The sequence below is a fragment of the Tunicatimonas pelagia genome (genome assembly GCF_030506325.1).
In the GTDB taxonomy this organism is placed as follows: Bacteria; Bacteroidota; Bacteroidia; order Cytophagales; family Cyclobacteriaceae; genus Tunicatimonas; species Tunicatimonas pelagia.
The window spans coordinates 6039487-6056020 of record NZ_CP120683.1 but is presented as its reverse complement, the minus strand read 5'-3'; the positions used below and the strand labels follow the sequence as shown (position 1 = coordinate 6056020).

Below are 16534 nucleotides of genomic sequence, written 5' to 3'. Positions count from 1 at the left end.
GTTTTGTAGTTTGGTTTAACTAATTTCCATGGCTTCTTGCGCTAAACTCATCACTTTAGCTACCTGCTCGTCAAATTCCAGATGTGTAGTATCAATTTCAACCGCATCTTCCGCTTTCACCAGCGGATTTTCGGTTCGGCTGGTATCAATCCGATCGCGTTCGGCTAGGTTCTCTATAATCTCTTCTAGCGTGGCGGTACTTCCTTTTGCCTCCAGCTCTGCTTTTCTACGATGGGCTCGCTCCGTAAGATCGGCCGTCATAAAAACCTTCAGTTCGGCGTGAGGAAACACGTTGGTGCCAATATCCCTTCCATCCATTACAACGTGTTTATCCGCTCCCATGTTCCGTTGTAGGCTCACCATTGCGTGGCGCACCTGGGGGATGGCACTCACCTCACTTACCCGCTCCGACACACTCATTTCCCGAATTGACTGCTCTACGTTATCACCGTTTAGGTATGTTTCGTAAATCGGTGGGGTACTATTGGGTTTTGTAACGAAGCGAATATTGATCTGAGGTAATGCGTTCAGCACTTCCGCCAAATGAGCCGGATCAATTTTATGCTGAAGCAAATAAAGAGTAACAGCACGGTACATTGCTCCAGAGTCAATATAGGTATAATTCAGAGCCTGAGCGACTGCTTTGGCTGTGGAGCTTTTTCCGCAACCTGAGTACCCGTCTATTGCCACAATAATATCTTTCGGCATGATAAAATCTTTTAGCAATCTTTTACCGGACAAGGAATAGGGCCTCGCTTAGGTTGTTTACGCGGTTTACCACTTTGGCAGGATGAAAACAATACTAAAGTTGCCATAACAATCATTATCACATTTTGATTAAACTTCCTTTTCATCTCCGCTTCAGTAGTTTGAGTCAAAAATACTAAACAATTTGGTTAGCAGGCATTGAATCAGACAGAATAATACCCCAAACTGTTGAGAATGCTTACTACAGAATCCTTACAAAAATAGCCCCAGAAATAAATTACCGAAAAATGTGTAATTTATTTTAGCAAATAGTTAAACAATAATGAATGACTTGAGTTCTTCCCTGTATAACAAACCACTTGAAGAAATGGAAAGAAAAATGATCTCAGACACTATCGAGCGATTAAGCTTTCGTTATGGTATTTTAATGGCGTTGGCTTTAGCGGGTTTTTTCTTCTTGATGAAAGCCTTTGGGTTAGAGCATAATTTAGAGTTGCGAGCTTTTAATTTGGTCATTCTCATTAGCTTCGTGCTAATGGCGATTAAAGACTTTAAGAAGAGAAAAAGCAACAAATTGTCGTATTTAAAGGGATTGGGCTTAGGAATACTAACAACTATAGTGGGTACAGTAAGCTTCGCTATCATGGTTGTATTCTACCTTTCAGTGGTTAATCCCAGTTTTATGGGAGTAATTCAAAACCTAGAGCCTTTTGGAGATTTTCTGAATCCTCTATTAGTAGGCTTTACTATCATTATTGAGGGAATGGCTTCGGGCTGCTTGGCAACCTACGGGATCATGCAATTTTTCAAACCTTCCCGAGTACTAGCTAGTGCTGAGGTACATGATTAGGGACAAGTTTCGAATGCCTGTTTAAGAGTTGTGATACTTTTGTTAACATTTTTTTGAAACATTTACTAGGGCAATTCGTGTTAAGAATAAAATCAAGAAATAATTTACGGAGTAAATATTCGTTACAATAGATATAAAGATTTTTGATTGAGTAGTTTTAGGTTGTTGTATTAGTAGTGAAAAAAGTGAGTCTTATAGATTCACTTTTTTTTTGGCCTTTCTGTTACTTTTGCGCTATGATTTATCTATCAGTAGAAACCCTTAGTAAGCATTATCTTACAATGGAAGGAAGAGAGAAATTTCTGTTTCAGAACATTTCCTTCGGTATTAAGTCAGGACAGAAAGTAGCACTAGTAGGTATTAATGGCTCGGGAAAGTCTACTCTGCTAAAAATTATTGCTGGCAAAGAAGTACCCGACAGTGGTGAAGTAGTGCTATCGCAGGGGGTACGCATGACGTACGCTGAACAGCAACCCCAGTTTGCGGCCGATGATACTATTGCTTCTTTTGTCTACGATAGCGATGATCCAACTCTCGCTCTGTTAAAGGAGTACCGAAAATTATTGCAACAAAATCCGGGCGATGAGCAATTACCGGATTTAATTCAGCAAATCGATAGCCGTCATGCCTGGGACTACGAAAGCCAGATTGAACAGATACTGGGTCAACTGGGTATCTACGATATGGATCGCCCGGTGGCTAACTTATCGGGCGGGCAGCGTAAGCGCGTCGCCTTAGCAAAGGCCCTTATCGAGAAACCTAATTTTCTCATCCTCGATGAGCCTACCAACCATTTAGACTTAGCCACCATTGAGTGGTTAGAAAACTATATCTCTGCTCAGAATATGGCATTGCTACTCGTAACACACGATCGCTATTTTCTGGAAAGAGTAACCAATGAAATTATTGAACTCGATCAAGGGCAAATTTTTCGCTACCAGGGCAACTACGCCAACTTTCTGGAGAAAAAAGCCGAGCGAATAGCGCAACAGCAAGCATCCGTAGACAAAGCTCAGAATCTGCTTCGTAAAGAGCTAGATTGGATGCGACGGCAACCTAAGGCTCGAGGCACTAAAGCCAAATACCGGGTAGATGCGTTTTACGATCTAAAGGATCAGGCCAACCAGAAAGTGAGTCAGGATACTACCGAACTCAGCATTCAGGGACGGCGACAGGGTAAAAAAATTCTAGAGATTGAACATGTCAGCAAATCCTACGGCAACAAGCAGTTGATCGACAATTTTTCTTATGTATTTCGGCGTAAGGATCGTATTGGGATTATCGGGCCTAATGGTTCAGGGAAGAGCACCTTCTTAAATATTATTACTGGACAACTTACCCCCGACGAAGGGCAATTAGATACGGGGACGACTACCGTATTTGGGTACTACACTCAGCAAGAGATTAGCTTTTCTGATGATCTGCGGATGATTGATGTAGTGAAAGAAGTAGCCGAAGTGATTGATCTGGGCAAAGGACAGGTAATTACCGCTTCGCAACTGCTGCAACGGTTTCAGTTTTCTACTGATACGCACTACCAGCGAGTAAAGGATTTAAGTGGGGGAGAAAAACGGCGGTTGCAGCTACTGCGAGTACTGATGCAGAACCCCAACTTCTTAATTCTGGATGAACCCACCAACGATCTGGACTTAATCACCCTGAACATTTTAGAAGACTTTCTGCTTCAGTTCGATGGCTGTTTAATTCTGGTGACTCACGACCGCTACTTCATGGATCGCTTGGTGGAACATATTTTCGTTTTTGAACAGGATAGCGGGTACATCCGCGACTTTCCGGGAAACTATACCGATCTACGAGATGCCCTAGCGCAGGAAAAAGCAGCGAAGAATACTGTTAAATCCGCTCCAAAGCTCAAGGCAGCTACCAGTTCTAAAGTAGTCCCCGAGAACAAAAAGGAACGACGGGCTACTTACCAGGAGAAGCGAGAGTACGAGCAAATTGAGTCTGACATTAGTCGACTGGAAGAAGAGAAAGAAACCTTAGAGAACCAACTGAACGAACTATCAACTTCCGGTCAATCGAGCCACCAAGAGCTCACCGAAGCCTCTCAGCAGCTAGAAAAAGTGGTAAAAGAGCTGGACGAAAAATCAGATCGCTGGCTGGAGTTAGCCGAGATCATGGAACAAAGCTAAGCAATGCGGGTTGAAACAGGGCAATGGCAGAAGTTTCTAATTCGGCACTCGCCCCGGGAATTAATTGGTTCCGGCAGCAAGGTTGGCAACCTTTTCCGTTTCAGCAAGAAGTTTGGGAAGCATACCTAAATGGCGAAAGCGGACTACTGAACGCCCCCACCGGCAGTGGTAAAACTTACGCCCTCTGGGTTCCCTGCTTGCTGGAGTTCATCCGGCAGCACCCTAATGATTTTTCCGAACGTTCGGCCAACGGACTACAAGTGATCTGGATCACTCCGCTAAAAGCTCTGGCTAAAGACATTCACTCAGCCATGGAGCGAGCCGCTGAGGGGCTAAACGTTCCGTGGCGAGTGGCGGTTCGTAGCGGGGATACTTCTTCGGGTGAGCGGCAAAAGCAATTGCGCCGGATGCCCGAATGCCTAATTACCACTCCTGAAAGCTTGCACCTACTCCTCGCTCAAAAACGATCTAGCCGTCACTTTAAAAAGCTGAAGTGCGTAATTGTGGACGAGTGGCACGAGTTGATGGGCAGCAAGCGAGGCGTGCAGATGGAACTTGCTCTCGCCCGATTAAGAACCATTCAACCCCATCTTAAGACCTGGGGGGTATCGGCTACTATTGGCAATCTGGAACAAGCCCGTGATGTACTGCTAGGAGTTAGATCTAATCAGTCTAACCGAATTGTAAAGGCCGATATTAAAAAGGATATTCGGGTGCAATCTATCTTGCCCGACGAAATGGAGAAGTTTCCCTGGGCCGGGCACTTGGGCATTCGGATGCTGCCGAAAATCTTACCAATTGTAGCTACGAGTCAGACTACGCTGCTGTTCACCAACACTCGAGCACAAACCGAAATTTGGTACCAAACCCTGCTCGATAAAGTACCCGATTTGGCCGGGCAGATGGCGATGCACCACGGCTCGCTCGATCCGCAGGTGCGAAGTTGGGTAGAAGAAGCTCTTCACCAGGGAATACTCAAACTGGTAGTGTGTACTTCTAGCCTAGACTTGGGAGTAGATTTCCGTCCGGTAGAAACGGTTATTCAGGTGGGTAGTCCTAAAGGTATTTCCCGTTTTCTGCAACGAGCCGGGCGTAGCGGTCACCGACCGGGGGCCACCAGCCGAATCTACTTTTTACCAACCCACGCGCTGGAATTGATCGAGTCGGCAGCTATTCAGGAAGGGATGAAAAATGAGGTCGTAGAATCGCGTAAGCCCCTGGAGCGGTCGTTTGATGTGCTGGTTCAATACCTGGTAACGCTGGCGGTAGGCGAAGGCTTCCGACCAGAGGAGCTGTATCCCGAGATAATCGCTACCTATTCATACCGTAACTTGAGTGAAGAAGAATGGCAGTGGGCGTTGCAGTTTATTACCTCCGGAGGAGAAAGTCTGGGGCAGTACGATGAGTTTTCTAAAGTGGAGGTAGAAGACGGAGTATACAAAGTCAGCAATAGACGAACGGCACTCCGGCATCGCCTTTCGGTGGGAACCATTGTGAGCGACCCGGTACTGAAGGTGAAGTACGTAAGCGGGGGGTACATCGGAACCATTGAAGAAAGTTTTATTTCCCGCCTGAACAAAGGCGATAATTTTTGGTTTGCCGGTCGTAACTTAAAGCTAGAGCGAATTAAAGACATGACCGTGATGGTTCGCAAGGCTCGGGGGAAAAATGGAGTGATCCCTCGCTGGACAGGCGGACGAATGCCCCTTTCCACCCAGCTTTCGGATATGATTCGTCTCAAGCTAGATCAGTACTTGCGAGACGACTATTCTGACCCGGAGCTAATTGCGCTAGAACCCTTGCTGGATCTTCAGCAAGATTGGTCAGCCTTGCCGGACCGGAATCACTTTTTAATAGAAAAATTACAGACCCGGGAGGGCTACCATGTCATTTTTTATCCCTTTGCTGGGCGGGCTGCTCACGAAATCCTATCAACACTGATCGCCTGGCGCATCGGTCAGGTACAGCCAATTTCGTTTTCCATCGCCATGAACGATTACGGATTTGAACTCCTGTCAGATCAAGAAATTCCGTTAGAAGAGGCTTTAGAGCTAGATTTATTTGGGACTGAGAATTTAGTGGAAGATATTTTAGCCAGCGTGAATAGTACCGAAATGGCCAAACGACGGTTTCGGGAGATTGCGGCTATTGCCGGACTAGTGTTTCAAGGCTACCCTGGAAAACATATCGGTAACCGCCACTTGCAAGCTTCCTCCCAGATTATCTACGATGTATTCCAAAAGTACGATGCCGACAACCGGCTACTCGCGCAAGCATTAGACGAAGCTTTGTATCAGCAGATAGAACACGCTCAGTTAGCAGATTCCCTACGGCAAATCAATCAGCAGCACTTTTTAATCAAACACCCACCCTACCCCACACCGTTCGCCTTTCCGTTGCTGGTGGATCGCCTACGGGAGAAAATCAGTTCAGAGACCTTAGAAGATCGTATCCTGAAGATGCAGCAGCAATTAGAATCCTACGCCGCTAATGGAGAGTAGTTTTTGGTGTTAAAGTATATGGTGTTTGAGTTTTGCGTTCTGAGTTTGCTTTTATCAGAACTCGCACGCAAAACTCAGAATTTTGTACTTTATCGTGCTGAACAAAAAAGAAAAAATTTACCTTTATTTGTTTAATGACGAGCAACAATTATTCGCTTATTTTTCTAGCTGTCCTGCTACTTTTTCTCACGGGATGTAATCAGGAAATTAAACTTTTTCCTACTAAGGTTCAGCGATTATTTGTGACTTTACCTACTATTGAAGCAGTAGAAGTTCATCAGGCAAACCTACAGTCTATGAAGCGCGATTGGAACGGTCAGCTTGCTTTCCAAACCGATCAACTCAATACTTTGCTATCTCCCCCTACTTCCGCCATTAGCAATATTAAAGTACCTGATTTTACGGCTGAAGAATTGGATAAGGCGGTAAACCGCTTATTGGTAATTCCTCCGCCCGCCTCGGCCAGCCCCTACGGATTTGCTGCTAATGACTTAGTTGACTACCCAGATGCCGTCTATCAGCAACGTTTTCGCCAGATAAGCACCGATATTCCTTTGGTATTTAACAATCAGGTGAAAACATTTATTGAGGTATACGCTATTCGCAAGCGTGACTTGACCCAACGGATGCTGGGCAAAAGCGTGTTGTATTATCCTTACATTGAACAAGTGCTCGCCGAACATGATCTTCCTGATGAACTAAAGCACTTGGTGATGGTCGAGTCGGCCTTAGAAACCGAAGCAGCTTCGGCTCGAGCCGCGGCGGGTTTATGGCAAATCAGACCGATTACCGGACGGGGGTTAGGATTAACTATTAACCGAACGATAGATCAACGACTTGATCCGTATGCATCTACTCAGGCGGCAGTACGCTATTTGAAAAAGCTGCACGATATGTACGGAGATTGGTTGATGGCGATTGCTGCTTATAACTGCGGGCCGGGCAATATGCACAAAGCGATTGTGCGAGCCGGCGGAAGCAAAAACTTTTGGCGGGTGCAACGATTTTTGCCCCGAGAAACTCGCAGCTACGTTCCCGCCTTTATGGCACTGGTCTACCTCAACGAATTTCAGCAGGAACATAACCTTCGTCCGGTGTACCCCGCACTATCGTTTCAAACGGTAGATACCGTACGGATTTACCGGGAAATTACCCTAGAGAAAATTGCGGCCTCTACGGTAGTGGCTTTGGAAGAGTTACAGTTTCTAAACCCAGCCTTGGTTCAAAATAAAATTCCGTTCTGGCGAGGAGGCTACCCGCTGGTGCTGCCATTAGATAAAATAGCCCGATTTGAGCAAAAGCGGAATTACTTGCTCGTTCCTGTTGACTATTCTGCTCAAATAGCTAAGACAGCTCGAATAACTAAACAAAGGCGAGCGGTAGTGCCGGAAGGCTCAAACTACACTAAGTTACTTTACCGAGTACGAAGAGGAAACACAATGGTTAATATTGCCCGACGCTACGGTTGCTCCGTAAAAGACATTCAGGACTGGAACGCTAAATCAGATCATATCATCCGAGTAGGTGAAGAGCTCACATTGTACATAGCTAAGAGCAAAACCTCTCCCTAGCACTTATAAGAAGCTGTTTTAAAACAGCTTCTAAGATTTTACAGTCTGCTTGATCTTGCGATGATTTTTTGGCACTACTACAAACAGCAAATATAGCCCAATGAGCACGAGAGGAATGCTCAGCCATTGCCCCATATTCAAGGGAATATCACCTTCCCAATCAACCTGATTCTCTTTAAAGAATTCGTGTACAAAGCGTAAGCCGAACACAAAGATTAGAAATAGCCCAAGGAATAACCCTTCGGGAGTCTTTTCTCGCATTCGCGACCACAAAAATAGGAGTAACAAAAACACCATAAAAGTAGTACCCGACTCATACAACTGGGCCGGATGACGAGGAATACCGAATGTTTGGATAGTAGCTACGTAAGCCCCTCGGCGTTGGTTTAGCTCATAATTGAGTGGAGTTGAGGTTGGCTCGTAAATATGCTCTCGGATAGAAGCGTAGCGGGTAAGCACATCTTTCACCTGATTCTCTAAGTAGTTTCTGATTTCAGCTTCCTGATAACCACCTTCCCCAAAGGTGATAGAAACATCAATCGGACGATAGGGCGATTCTTCCGAACTGAATGCTGGCCCTTCCGGATTAACTGGAGCCGGATCGGGACGGTCGCTGGCAGCTATGGTAACTGATTCAATGCCTTGCGTATTTTCCAAAGCTTCTATTAAGCTGTAACCGAATACTACACCGTAATCACTTTGGGTAGGTTTGCCAATGATCTCCGAGTTCATGAAGTTACCGAACCGGATAAGCCCCCCAGTGAGAGCTACCACAATTACAATACGGTCTACCACCCACAACCAGCTTTGCCGGGGGCGTTTTTGCCGTTTAAAGTGCCCCTCAGCTTTGAGAGGATTATACTTAATATCGTAGTTACTGTACAGAAATAACGCGAACAAAATACCGACAGCTGCCCCGTGACTAGCTAGCCCCCCTTCCCAAATTTTAAAAATATCGATAGGGTTAGACAGGTACTTCGCCGGTTCGTAGAAGAAAACGTGGCCTAGGCGAGCCCCTAAAATAGTTGCTAGCACCATAAATACCGTCAAGGTTTCTACATCGCTCTCTTTATGACCTTCCTTCCGGAAAATATAAAACAGAATTTGCTGAGAGATCAGAAATCCAGCCGCAAATAGCAACCCGTACCAACGCGGCGACCACGATAACCATTCCCAAGAAAATACCTCCGGGTTAGCCGTCCAAACGATGAACTCAAACAATGATAGCATATCGATTACTTCTTTGGGCGCAAAGATATGATTTTTCTAGTAACAGCGCGGGTCAGCGGAGAATCTGTATTTAAGCGATTATCAAATGGATGAGTAGGTGGCTCAATTGTTCTATAATTATTTGCTAAATGGCTTATAGGTTCATAATTATTCCAACCAAAACCTTGTTTTAATTGTCTTATAAAGGCATGAGACGGCTAACAATTATCTTATTATTGGCATGTTTTACCCTGGCTTGTCGCGAAGACAAGGAGGGCAGCGGGGTATTTCTACTGAAAGAAGGCACCTACACGGGCATTTTTTATCGCACTAGTCCAAATGCTCGCTGGGCGACAGCTAACATCACTGTAACACTTGAGGGTGGACGCTTCTCAGGGAGTAGCGAGATGGAAAAATATCCGGCTATTTGTGAGGGTACATACCAGACAACGGTGAGCAATCAAGTGACATTCAGCAACAATTGTGTTTGGACAGCTGATTTTGATTGGACATTTATTCTAGAGGGCGAGTTTCAAATCACCGAGCGAGATCAAAAACTTATACTTACCCGTGAGTACGAAGGAGAGGTGGTAGACACCTATGAACTTACCATAGAATAAGTAGTCACCCTTTATACTGAAACTAATACCACCGTAGCTGTTGGTAATAGCGGCAATTTAGCCGTTATTCGCGCTCGGTTATGGTAAGAAGGATTATTAAGCTCTTATCGTTAGGGTTAGCCTTGGGTGCCGTTGGATTAGCACTCTTTGGTAAGGAAGAACTATTTTGCTTTTTAGCCCTCACCGAACGGGTGGAAGCTCCGGTTTTAGTAATTGAAGGCTGGGTTTCTGAGGAAGCATTGCAACAAGCCGTTGAAGAAGTAAAAAGTGGCAGTTACCGCCAGATATTTGTCACTAGCATAGCCCACGATTCGGCATTTAGAATGTACAGCCAGGGCGGACTTTGCTTTTATCTATCGCGTATTGAATCAGCTCAGCAGCAGTCATTTCAAGAAATACAGATTAGTGCCTACGGGAAAGCCGCTATTGGAATTCAGGCTCACGCTAAAGTTATGCTGGACACGGTACAGGTGGGTGAGTTTACGGCTACCAATAAACTTCACTGGCACACCGTTACGCTTTCACAACCTACCCAAGCAGACTCCATTACTATTGTGTACGATAATAATCGTCGGGTTGGCAATGAGGACCGGGATCTGTTTGTGTACGCTATTCGTTTAGATTCTGTGATGATTCCGGCTCGGCATCCAGCGGTGCGGTATGATCGGGACAAGCTAGATGGCAATTATGTATTTCGCACTGATTATGAGAGCATTGGGGCGGAAGCAGCGGAGTTTCTTGTTGCTCAAGGGGTTGACAGCGCAAAGTTAGTAACACTGGCTGCGCCCCCGGTTACTGTTGAGCGCACTTACGCCTCGGCTCTCACAGTAAAAAAAAATTTACCAAAGGGCACGGAAGCTATTGTTCTTTTTTCCGAAAGCACCCATGCCCGGCGTAGCCGCTTGGTGTATCAGCGCATGTTCGGCAGCACGGTGCATGTTGGAGTTATTGCTGCCCGTTCTAACGACAAAAAGCCCGAGGATTGGTGGCGCGAAAGGGGTTCACGAAATTATGTACTGCTACAGGTGGCTAAATATATTTACGCCAAGTTCCTGTTTTTTCCCTCCGATGAGGATGGAGTATCATTGAGAAAAGCAAAAAAATAAGCAATCAGTTTCGCTTTCGTAGAAGGTATTGTATATTCAAGAGGGATTTTTTTCGTTTAGTGTGACAAAAGGTTATGGTGTTAAGCTGCTAGCACTATAATGCTGGCAGTGATAGCACTCAATAACCCGTGGGAATATGAAACAAACTCTACTTCTTTTTTTACTTATTGGTGGCGTAAACCTTGCTCTGGCTCAGCAAACAACCTGGAGCGTAAATATAGCCCCCAGCATATCGCATCGCTTACCCCAAACCAAAACATTACCGGTATTGGAAGAGTCCATACGAAATGGGGAACGCCCCATGCATACCTTCGATTTTGGAATAGATTTTCGCACTGCTATTAACGATCATTGGCACGTGGGAACCGCATTATTGTATTCGCAGAAGGGGTTTTCTAATACCCACGTAGCCATCCCATATCCAGATATTCGCGTTTCTCGCACCTACCTGATTGATTTTATTCAGAATTACCTAGAAATACCCTTTTTTGTCACGCGCACCGTCTTTAAAAATGATAGATTTCAGTTGTACCCCATGCTAGGCGTAACCAATAGTCTACTACTCTCGGAGAAAAACCGGGTAGCCGTACGGAGTGGAGAAGTTGATAAGGAAATTGAAGAGGCTCTCAAGAAACCTTATCTACGAACCAGACAGATTCATAATATTGGAATACTCGGTGGCTTTGGTATTCAGGCCAGTGTAGACCCTAAAACATTTATTGGCTTAGAAGCTCAAACCAAAGTGATGCTATCGCCTTTAGATGATGTTTCTTCTCAGTCGCAGCGAAATTTGTACAGCATCGGCTTGAACTTTCGCTTTGTCCGCACATTACGCTAATGCCGTTATCAATTTTCTTAAGACGGTTTAGCTATCTATTGGTATTCTTTGGCTGTTTGATTGCTTGCAAAACGGCAGCTCCTACTGCCAGCGTGCAATCGTGGCCCATTCAGTGGAATCAAGAGCGAGTACAGCTTTCGCTAGATTATATGCAAGAGCACTACGGGATGAACCCGGACTATCCAGCAATTACCCCCCAGATGATTGTTGTGCATTGGACGGCAATTCCTACCCTACAAGCTTCTTACCAAGCATTTTATGATTCTCGCTTACCAGGTTCCCGAGCTACTATTGGGAAAGCCAGCCCTCTGAATGTATCGGTTCCGTACCTAATTGATCGGGATGGAGCTGTCTACCAGCTAATGGCCGATACCCTATTTGCCCGTCACGTAATTGGTCTGAACCACTGTGCTATTGGTATCGAAAATGTGGGCGATGGAAATGATTATCCGTTAACAGAAGCTCAACTTCAAGCTAACGAACAGCTCATTCGCACATTGGTGAAGAAGTACAATATTCACTACGTTATTGGTCACCACGAGTACCAGCAATTCATCGGCCATCCGCTTTGGAAGGAAAAAGATGCTAATTACCTGACGGAGAAAACTGATCCGGGTGATGATTTTATGCGACGGTTACGAAGTGAGCTTAGTGACCTTACATTGGATTCGCTGCCGAAAAAATCGGTTATTCAGCAGGGAGTGGCTGGGCAGGTGCGGTGGTACGAGGGTAACCTCATGCCGACGATTACGGAGGACACAGCAGCGGCGCCTGATAGGCAGGGGGAACCCGTTCAACGTACTTTGTACATTCATAAATTAACTCACCGTGATCAGACTGTTCAAAAAGGACGCTTTTTCCAAGCCGTTCAGACAGAATTGGTAGCCAAGATTACCACCGATTCATTAGGAAAATTTGAACTCTCGCTTCCGGTAGGTCAGTATTCTTTGCTAGTGGAAGAAACAGAGGGGCTGTTTGCTAATCAATTTAATAGTGAAGGCCACATCGCACCTTTTTCAGTAGAGTCCAATCGTGTTACTCAACTTAACATACGAGTAGATTATCGGGCAACGTACTAATAGCTTTCCGTTCACAAGTCTATAGTATTGATAATAACCGTGCGGTAGCCACTAATGAACAATGATAGGTGCTTCATCATTATTCACCATTTACTCCTTTTCTTTAAGTCATACGGTTCAGATCAAACTGCTCCAGATAATCAGCAACTTTTCTTACAAACAGTCCCCCTAGTGCTCCATCTACTACCCGATGATCGTAGGAGTGAGAAAGGTACATTTTGTGGCGGATCGCGATAGCATCTCCCGAAGGTGTTTCAATAACGCTAGGTTTCTTTACGATGGCTCCCACCGCTAAAATAGCTACCTGCGGTTGCATAATAATTGGCGTACCCAAGGTATTACCGAAAGAACCAATATTTGATAAAGTGTAGGTACCATTAGAGAGATCATCCGCACTAAGCTGATTGTTACGGGCTTTCTCAGCCAAGCTATTGACCTGCTTCGTTAGCCCCAGTAAGCTCAACTGGTCGGCATTTTTGATGACTGGTACAATCAAATTACCACTAGGCAAAGCGACTGCCATTCCTACATTGATGTTCTTTCGCTTAATGATTTTATCACCATCAACCGATATATTAATCATAGGATAATCCTTCAGTGCTTTTGCAACCGCCTCTACAAAAATTGGAGTAAACGTCAGTTTTTCCCCTTCTCGCTGCTCAAAGTCTTGCTTATTTTTACTGCGCCAGAGCACTATATTGGTTACATCGGCTTCTACAAAGGATGTTACATGAGCCGAGATGCGCTGGGAGTCTAACATGCGCCCCGCAATCATTTTTCGCATCCGATCCATAGCAATCACCTCATCCCCTGCCTGAGCAGTTACCGGAACTAATGAAGCTTGCGTTGGTTGACTCGCGCTAGTGGGCGAAGAATGACCATTACCCGACTGCTTATGTTTTATGTAGTTCAGGATGTCTTTTTTGGTAACTCGCCCCTCTTTCCCGCTACCCTCAACCTGCTCTAGCTCAGCTACTGAAATACCTTCTTCGCGGGCAATATTTTTTACCAAGGGAGAATAAAAACGAGTAGTTTCGGTTTTAGGAGTAGGCGGACTACTTTTGGCGGCGGGTTGAGAGGGTTCTTGAACGGCTACACGTTCCTCTTCCTCAACCACCGCAGCTACCAAGGTGCTTTCTTCTTTAGCTGCTCCATTTTCTTGCTCAATAACCGCTATCGGTTTACCCACCTGGGCTACGTCGCCTTCTTGAATAAGAATTTTCTGCAACACACCCCCGTGAGCCGCCGGAACTTCAGTATCTACCTTATCCGTAGCCACCTCCAGAATAGACTCATCTTCTTCAATGGTATCGCCTTCTTTCTTTAACCATTGAAGTACCGTGGCCTCCATTATACTTTCACCCATTGCGGGCAATACCATTTCTACTGTTGCCATAAGTACAAATAATAGTTGATAACTAACAATTAAACGTGATTTTAACTACTGACTATCAGTGGATTATAAGTAAGAATATGCTAGTCAGATTTTAAATATCACTGTCAACAGCCGGCAAAGTTACAACATTAGCTATGGTTCGCAAGGGTTGTTTGAATTGCCATGCGAAGCATATTCAGGGCGATTACTGTACTACGCCGCACATTTACCAAACGGTCTTTAGAAAGGCTTATTTTTTTCGCAATGGTTTCTTCTGGGCTGGCTACCGCAATCCAGATCGTTCCCACTGGCTTGTCGGAAGTACCACCATCCGGGCCAGCCACACCACTGGTAGCGATACTGAAATCAACCTGTAGATTTCTTTTAACCCCTTCGGCCATCGCCCGAACGGTTGCTTCGCTCACGGCTCCGTGCTGATTGATTACTTCCTCAGGCACATCCAGCAAGTTTGTTTTCAATTGATTACTGTACGCAACTACCCCACCCTGAAAATAGCGAGAGCAACCTGGAACGCTGGTAATAGTATGCGCCAGAAAACCACCAGTGCAACTTTCAGCCACTGCTAGTGTTTTTCCGGCTTTAGCTAAAATCTCCCCTACCGCCTCTTCCAATGTTATGTCTCCGTAACCAAAAATGTATTTTTCAATAGTAGGAAATACTTTTTTCACTTGTTCGGCCACCTCACCCTCTAGCTGTAAACGATCGATACCTTCAGCGGTTAAGCGTAATTTTACCCGGCCAAAACTAGGGAGATACGCCAAGCGAATATGCGAAGGTAAGGCATCTTCCCAAAACTCAATTTGTTCGGCCAGCCACGATTCACCAATGCCTACCGTCTGAATCATCTGGTGGTAAATGACTGGTAGCGCAAAGGTTAACTGTAGTTTAGGCAAAATGCTTTGCTCCATCATGGTCTCCATCTCATATGGCACGCCCGGCATAGAAACATATACTCTTCCATCTTGCTCAAACCACATGCCGGGCGCCGTTCCCATACTATTGGTAATTACCGTACAGCCTTCGGGCACTAGTGCCTGAGCTTCGTTTAGAGCATTCATTGGCAGATTTCTCTTTGAGAAAAGATCTCGAATGTACTCTAGCACCTCTTCGTCGGTAACTAGCGAAGTATTAAAGTAGTCAGCCAGTGTTTTTTTGGTAATATCGTCCTTGGTTGGCCCTAAGCCCCCGGTAATCAGTATGATATCCGCTCGCTGCGAAGCGGCATCTAAGGCTTTAATTATCTCCTCTTGCTGATCGCCCACCGCCACTTTTCGAATTATTTTAACTCCTATAGTATTGAGTTGCGTACCCATCCATTGGGTGTTCGTGTCTAGCGTCTGTCCATACAAAATTTCGTCACCGATGGTAATTACTTCAGCCCAAACTGCTTTCATGGTAGTAGTGGAATAATATTTGAATCATAAAATTAATCGTAAAGTAAAGAACATGTAGGCAAGTTTTGTTCTTTTAGTTGGTAGGCATTTTGCAAAAAGATACTTTAGACCAGATTATTATTCATCCATTTTGACTATAAAATCATGAGAATACAAATACAAACTACCCTGCTGATGTTAGGGCTAATTGCTACGATGGCCTGCGACACAGTAAACCAAGTTCTGAAAGATATGAGTACCGGGGGATTAACCACCAGCCAGATTACCGCTGGATTGAAAGAAGCCCTAAAAACCGGGGCTCGCTTTGCAGGTAAGAACGCTTCTCAGAAAAGCGGTTACTTAAACAATCCGATTGTCGATATTCGAATACTAATGCCCCCGGAGCTAAGGAAGGTTGAACGCAACATTCGGAGAATTCCACTAGTAGGAGATAGAGTGGTGGATGATTTTGTGGAGGCCATGAACCGGGGAGCCGAACAAGCAGCCAAAGAAGCAGCTCCCATTTTTGTAAAAGCGATCACATCTATGACGATCAACGATGCCGCCAATATTCTACGAGGCGATAGCACCGCGGCTACCAATTATCTCAAGCGTACCACCACTGCTAATCTGGAACAAGCTTTTCGGCCAGTTATTAAAAAAGCTCTCGATCAGGTGAAGGCCACTAGGTATTACGATGGGCTAAAAGATGCGATTGGCACCTATAACCGAACTCCGCTAGCCAACGATATTAACGTAAATGTACGTGAATTACCTGAATTGGAAGATTACGCTACCGACAAAGCACTGGAAGGTTTATTCACCTTGGTTTCTATTGAAGAGAAGAAAATTCGACGCGATCCGTATTCATATAGTCAATCTATTATTCGGCAAGTATTCGGCAGTCAGAAGAGCGGGTTGTAGTAAGAAAGATTGAGTGGCTGATGGTATTAGTCGATGGTCAACAGTCTGTAGTCTACAGTTTTTTCTGAGTTTCGTGGCTTGGTTAATAGTCAACAGTCCATCGTCCATAGTTCACGGGCTTTGGGCAGCAAGTTTAGCAGGTTGAAGGTTACAGAGTTTTGGACATTAGTTAATAGTCCACGGTCGACAGTCCATAGTAGGCATTA

Annotated in this window: 13 protein-coding genes; 9 read left to right on the top strand and 4 right to left on the bottom strand. The window is 45.1% G+C overall.

What is annotated here, in order from left to right:
* Positions 1–15 precede the first annotated feature (15 nt).
* Positions 16–708, bottom strand: a complete 693-nt coding sequence (gene cmk, locus P0M28_RS25910; RefSeq protein WP_302206335.1) for a (d)CMP kinase — start codon at positions 706–708, stop codon at positions 16–18.
* A gap of 367 nt (positions 709–1075) precedes the next feature.
* Here cmk and P0M28_RS25905 point away from each other — a divergent pair, with 367 nt between their 5' ends.
* From P0M28_RS25905 to P0M28_RS25890, 4 genes are all read left to right on the top strand, one after another.
* Positions 1076–1558, top strand: coding sequence for a DUF4199 domain-containing protein (locus P0M28_RS25905; RefSeq protein WP_302206333.1), 483 nt, complete (start codon positions 1076–1078; stop codon positions 1556–1558).
* A gap of 236 nt (positions 1559–1794) precedes the next feature.
* Positions 1795–3711: an ABC-F family ATP-binding cassette domain-containing protein gene (locus tag P0M28_RS25900; protein WP_302206332.1), complete on the top strand. Its 1917-nt coding sequence runs from the start codon at positions 1795–1797 to the stop codon at positions 3709–3711.
* A 23-nt stretch (positions 3712–3734) separates the two neighbouring features.
* Positions 3735–6212, top strand: a complete 2478-nt coding sequence (locus tag P0M28_RS25895) for a ligase-associated DNA damage response DEXH box helicase (RefSeq protein ID WP_302206330.1) — start codon at positions 3735–3737, stop codon at positions 6210–6212.
* 242 nt (positions 6213–6454) lie between these two features.
* Positions 6455–7783: a lytic transglycosylase domain-containing protein gene (locus P0M28_RS25890; protein WP_302206329.1), complete on the top strand. Its 1329-nt coding sequence runs from the start codon at positions 6455–6457 to the stop codon at positions 7781–7783.
* Positions 7784–7813: 30 nt separating this feature from the next.
* Here P0M28_RS25890 and P0M28_RS25885 read toward each other — a convergent pair whose 3' ends face one another.
* The gene (locus P0M28_RS25885) at positions 7814–9013 is read right to left on the bottom strand and encodes a prolipoprotein diacylglyceryl transferase (RefSeq protein ID WP_302206328.1); all 1200 of its coding nucleotides are present in this window, start codon (positions 9011–9013) and stop codon (positions 7814–7816) included.
* Positions 9014–9201: 188 nt separating this feature from the next.
* Here P0M28_RS25885 and P0M28_RS25880 point away from each other — a divergent pair, with 188 nt between their 5' ends.
* From P0M28_RS25880 to P0M28_RS25865, 4 genes are all read left to right on the top strand, one after another.
* A complete protein-coding gene (locus P0M28_RS25880; RefSeq protein WP_302206326.1) occupies positions 9202–9612 on the top strand; it encodes a hypothetical protein in 411 nt (136 codons plus the stop codon).
* A gap of 80 nt (positions 9613–9692) precedes the next feature.
* Complete coding sequence (locus P0M28_RS25875) at positions 9693–10718, top strand: carbohydrate-binding domain-containing protein (RefSeq protein ID WP_302206325.1); 1026 nt, start codon at positions 9693–9695, stop codon at positions 10716–10718.
* Positions 10719–10854: 136 nt separating this feature from the next.
* On the top strand, positions 10855–11556 hold the full coding sequence (locus P0M28_RS25870) for a porin family protein (protein ID WP_302206324.1): 702 nt from the start codon (positions 10855–10857) through the stop codon (positions 11554–11556).
* Positions 11556–12635: an N-acetylmuramoyl-L-alanine amidase gene (locus tag P0M28_RS25865; protein ID WP_302206322.1), complete on the top strand. Its 1080-nt coding sequence runs from the start codon at positions 11556–11558 to the stop codon at positions 12633–12635. Before P0M28_RS25870 ends, P0M28_RS25865 begins: the two co-directional genes overlap by 1 nt.
* A 103-nt stretch (positions 12636–12738) precedes the next feature.
* On the opposite strand, the gene P0M28_RS25860 is transcribed toward P0M28_RS25865, so the two are convergent.
* Positions 12739–14031 (bottom strand): dihydrolipoamide acetyltransferase family protein, encoded by a 1293-nt coding sequence (locus tag P0M28_RS25860; RefSeq protein WP_302206320.1) that lies wholly within the window; start codon positions 14029–14031, stop codon positions 12739–12741.
* Between the two features lie 128 nt (positions 14032–14159).
* Positions 14160–15425 (bottom strand): competence/damage-inducible protein A, encoded by a 1266-nt coding sequence (locus P0M28_RS25855; protein WP_302206318.1) that lies wholly within the window; start codon positions 15423–15425, stop codon positions 14160–14162.
* A 144-nt stretch (positions 15426–15569) separates the two neighbouring features.
* Here P0M28_RS25855 and P0M28_RS25850 point away from each other — a divergent pair, with 144 nt between their 5' ends.
* The gene (locus P0M28_RS25850) at positions 15570–16328 is read left to right on the top strand and encodes a DUF4197 domain-containing protein (RefSeq protein ID WP_302206316.1); all 759 of its coding nucleotides are present in this window, start codon (positions 15570–15572) and stop codon (positions 16326–16328) included.
* The last annotated feature ends 206 nt before the right edge of the window (positions 16329–16534 follow it).

Excerpts from the sequence above, each read along its gene's own strand:
- P0M28_RS25855 (WP_302206318.1), bottom strand. The coding sequence starts at position 15,425 with ATGAAAGCAGTTTGGGCTGAAGTAATTACCATCGGTGACGAAATTTTG.
- P0M28_RS25880 (WP_302206326.1), top strand. The coding sequence starts at position 9,202 with ATGAGACGGCTAACAATTATCTTATTATTGGCATGTTTTACCCTGGCT.
- P0M28_RS25895 (WP_302206330.1), top strand. The coding sequence starts at position 3,735 with ATGGCAGAAGTTTCTAATTCGGCACTCGCCCCGGGAATTAATTGGTTC.
- P0M28_RS25885 (WP_302206328.1), bottom strand. The coding sequence starts at position 9,013 with ATGCTATCATTGTTTGAGTTCATCGTTTGGACGGCTAACCCGGAGGTA.
- cmk (WP_302206335.1), bottom strand. The coding sequence starts at position 708 with ATGCCGAAAGATATTATTGTGGCAATAGACGGGTACTCAGGTTGCGGA.
- P0M28_RS25865 (WP_302206322.1), top strand. The coding sequence starts at position 11,556 with ATGCCGTTATCAATTTTCTTAAGACGGTTTAGCTATCTATTGGTATTC.
- P0M28_RS25850 (WP_302206316.1), top strand. The coding sequence starts at position 15,570 with ATGAGAATACAAATACAAACTACCCTGCTGATGTTAGGGCTAATTGCT.
- P0M28_RS25860 (WP_302206320.1), bottom strand. The coding sequence starts at position 14,031 with ATGGCAACAGTAGAAATGGTATTGCCCGCAATGGGTGAAAGTATAATG.
- P0M28_RS25905 (WP_302206333.1), top strand. The coding sequence starts at position 1,076 with ATGGAAAGAAAAATGATCTCAGACACTATCGAGCGATTAAGCTTTCGT.
- P0M28_RS25875 (WP_302206325.1), top strand. The coding sequence starts at position 9,693 with ATGGTAAGAAGGATTATTAAGCTCTTATCGTTAGGGTTAGCCTTGGGT.
- P0M28_RS25870 (WP_302206324.1), top strand. The coding sequence starts at position 10,855 with ATGAAACAAACTCTACTTCTTTTTTTACTTATTGGTGGCGTAAACCTT.
- P0M28_RS25900 (WP_302206332.1), top strand. The coding sequence starts at position 1,795 with ATGATTTATCTATCAGTAGAAACCCTTAGTAAGCATTATCTTACAATG.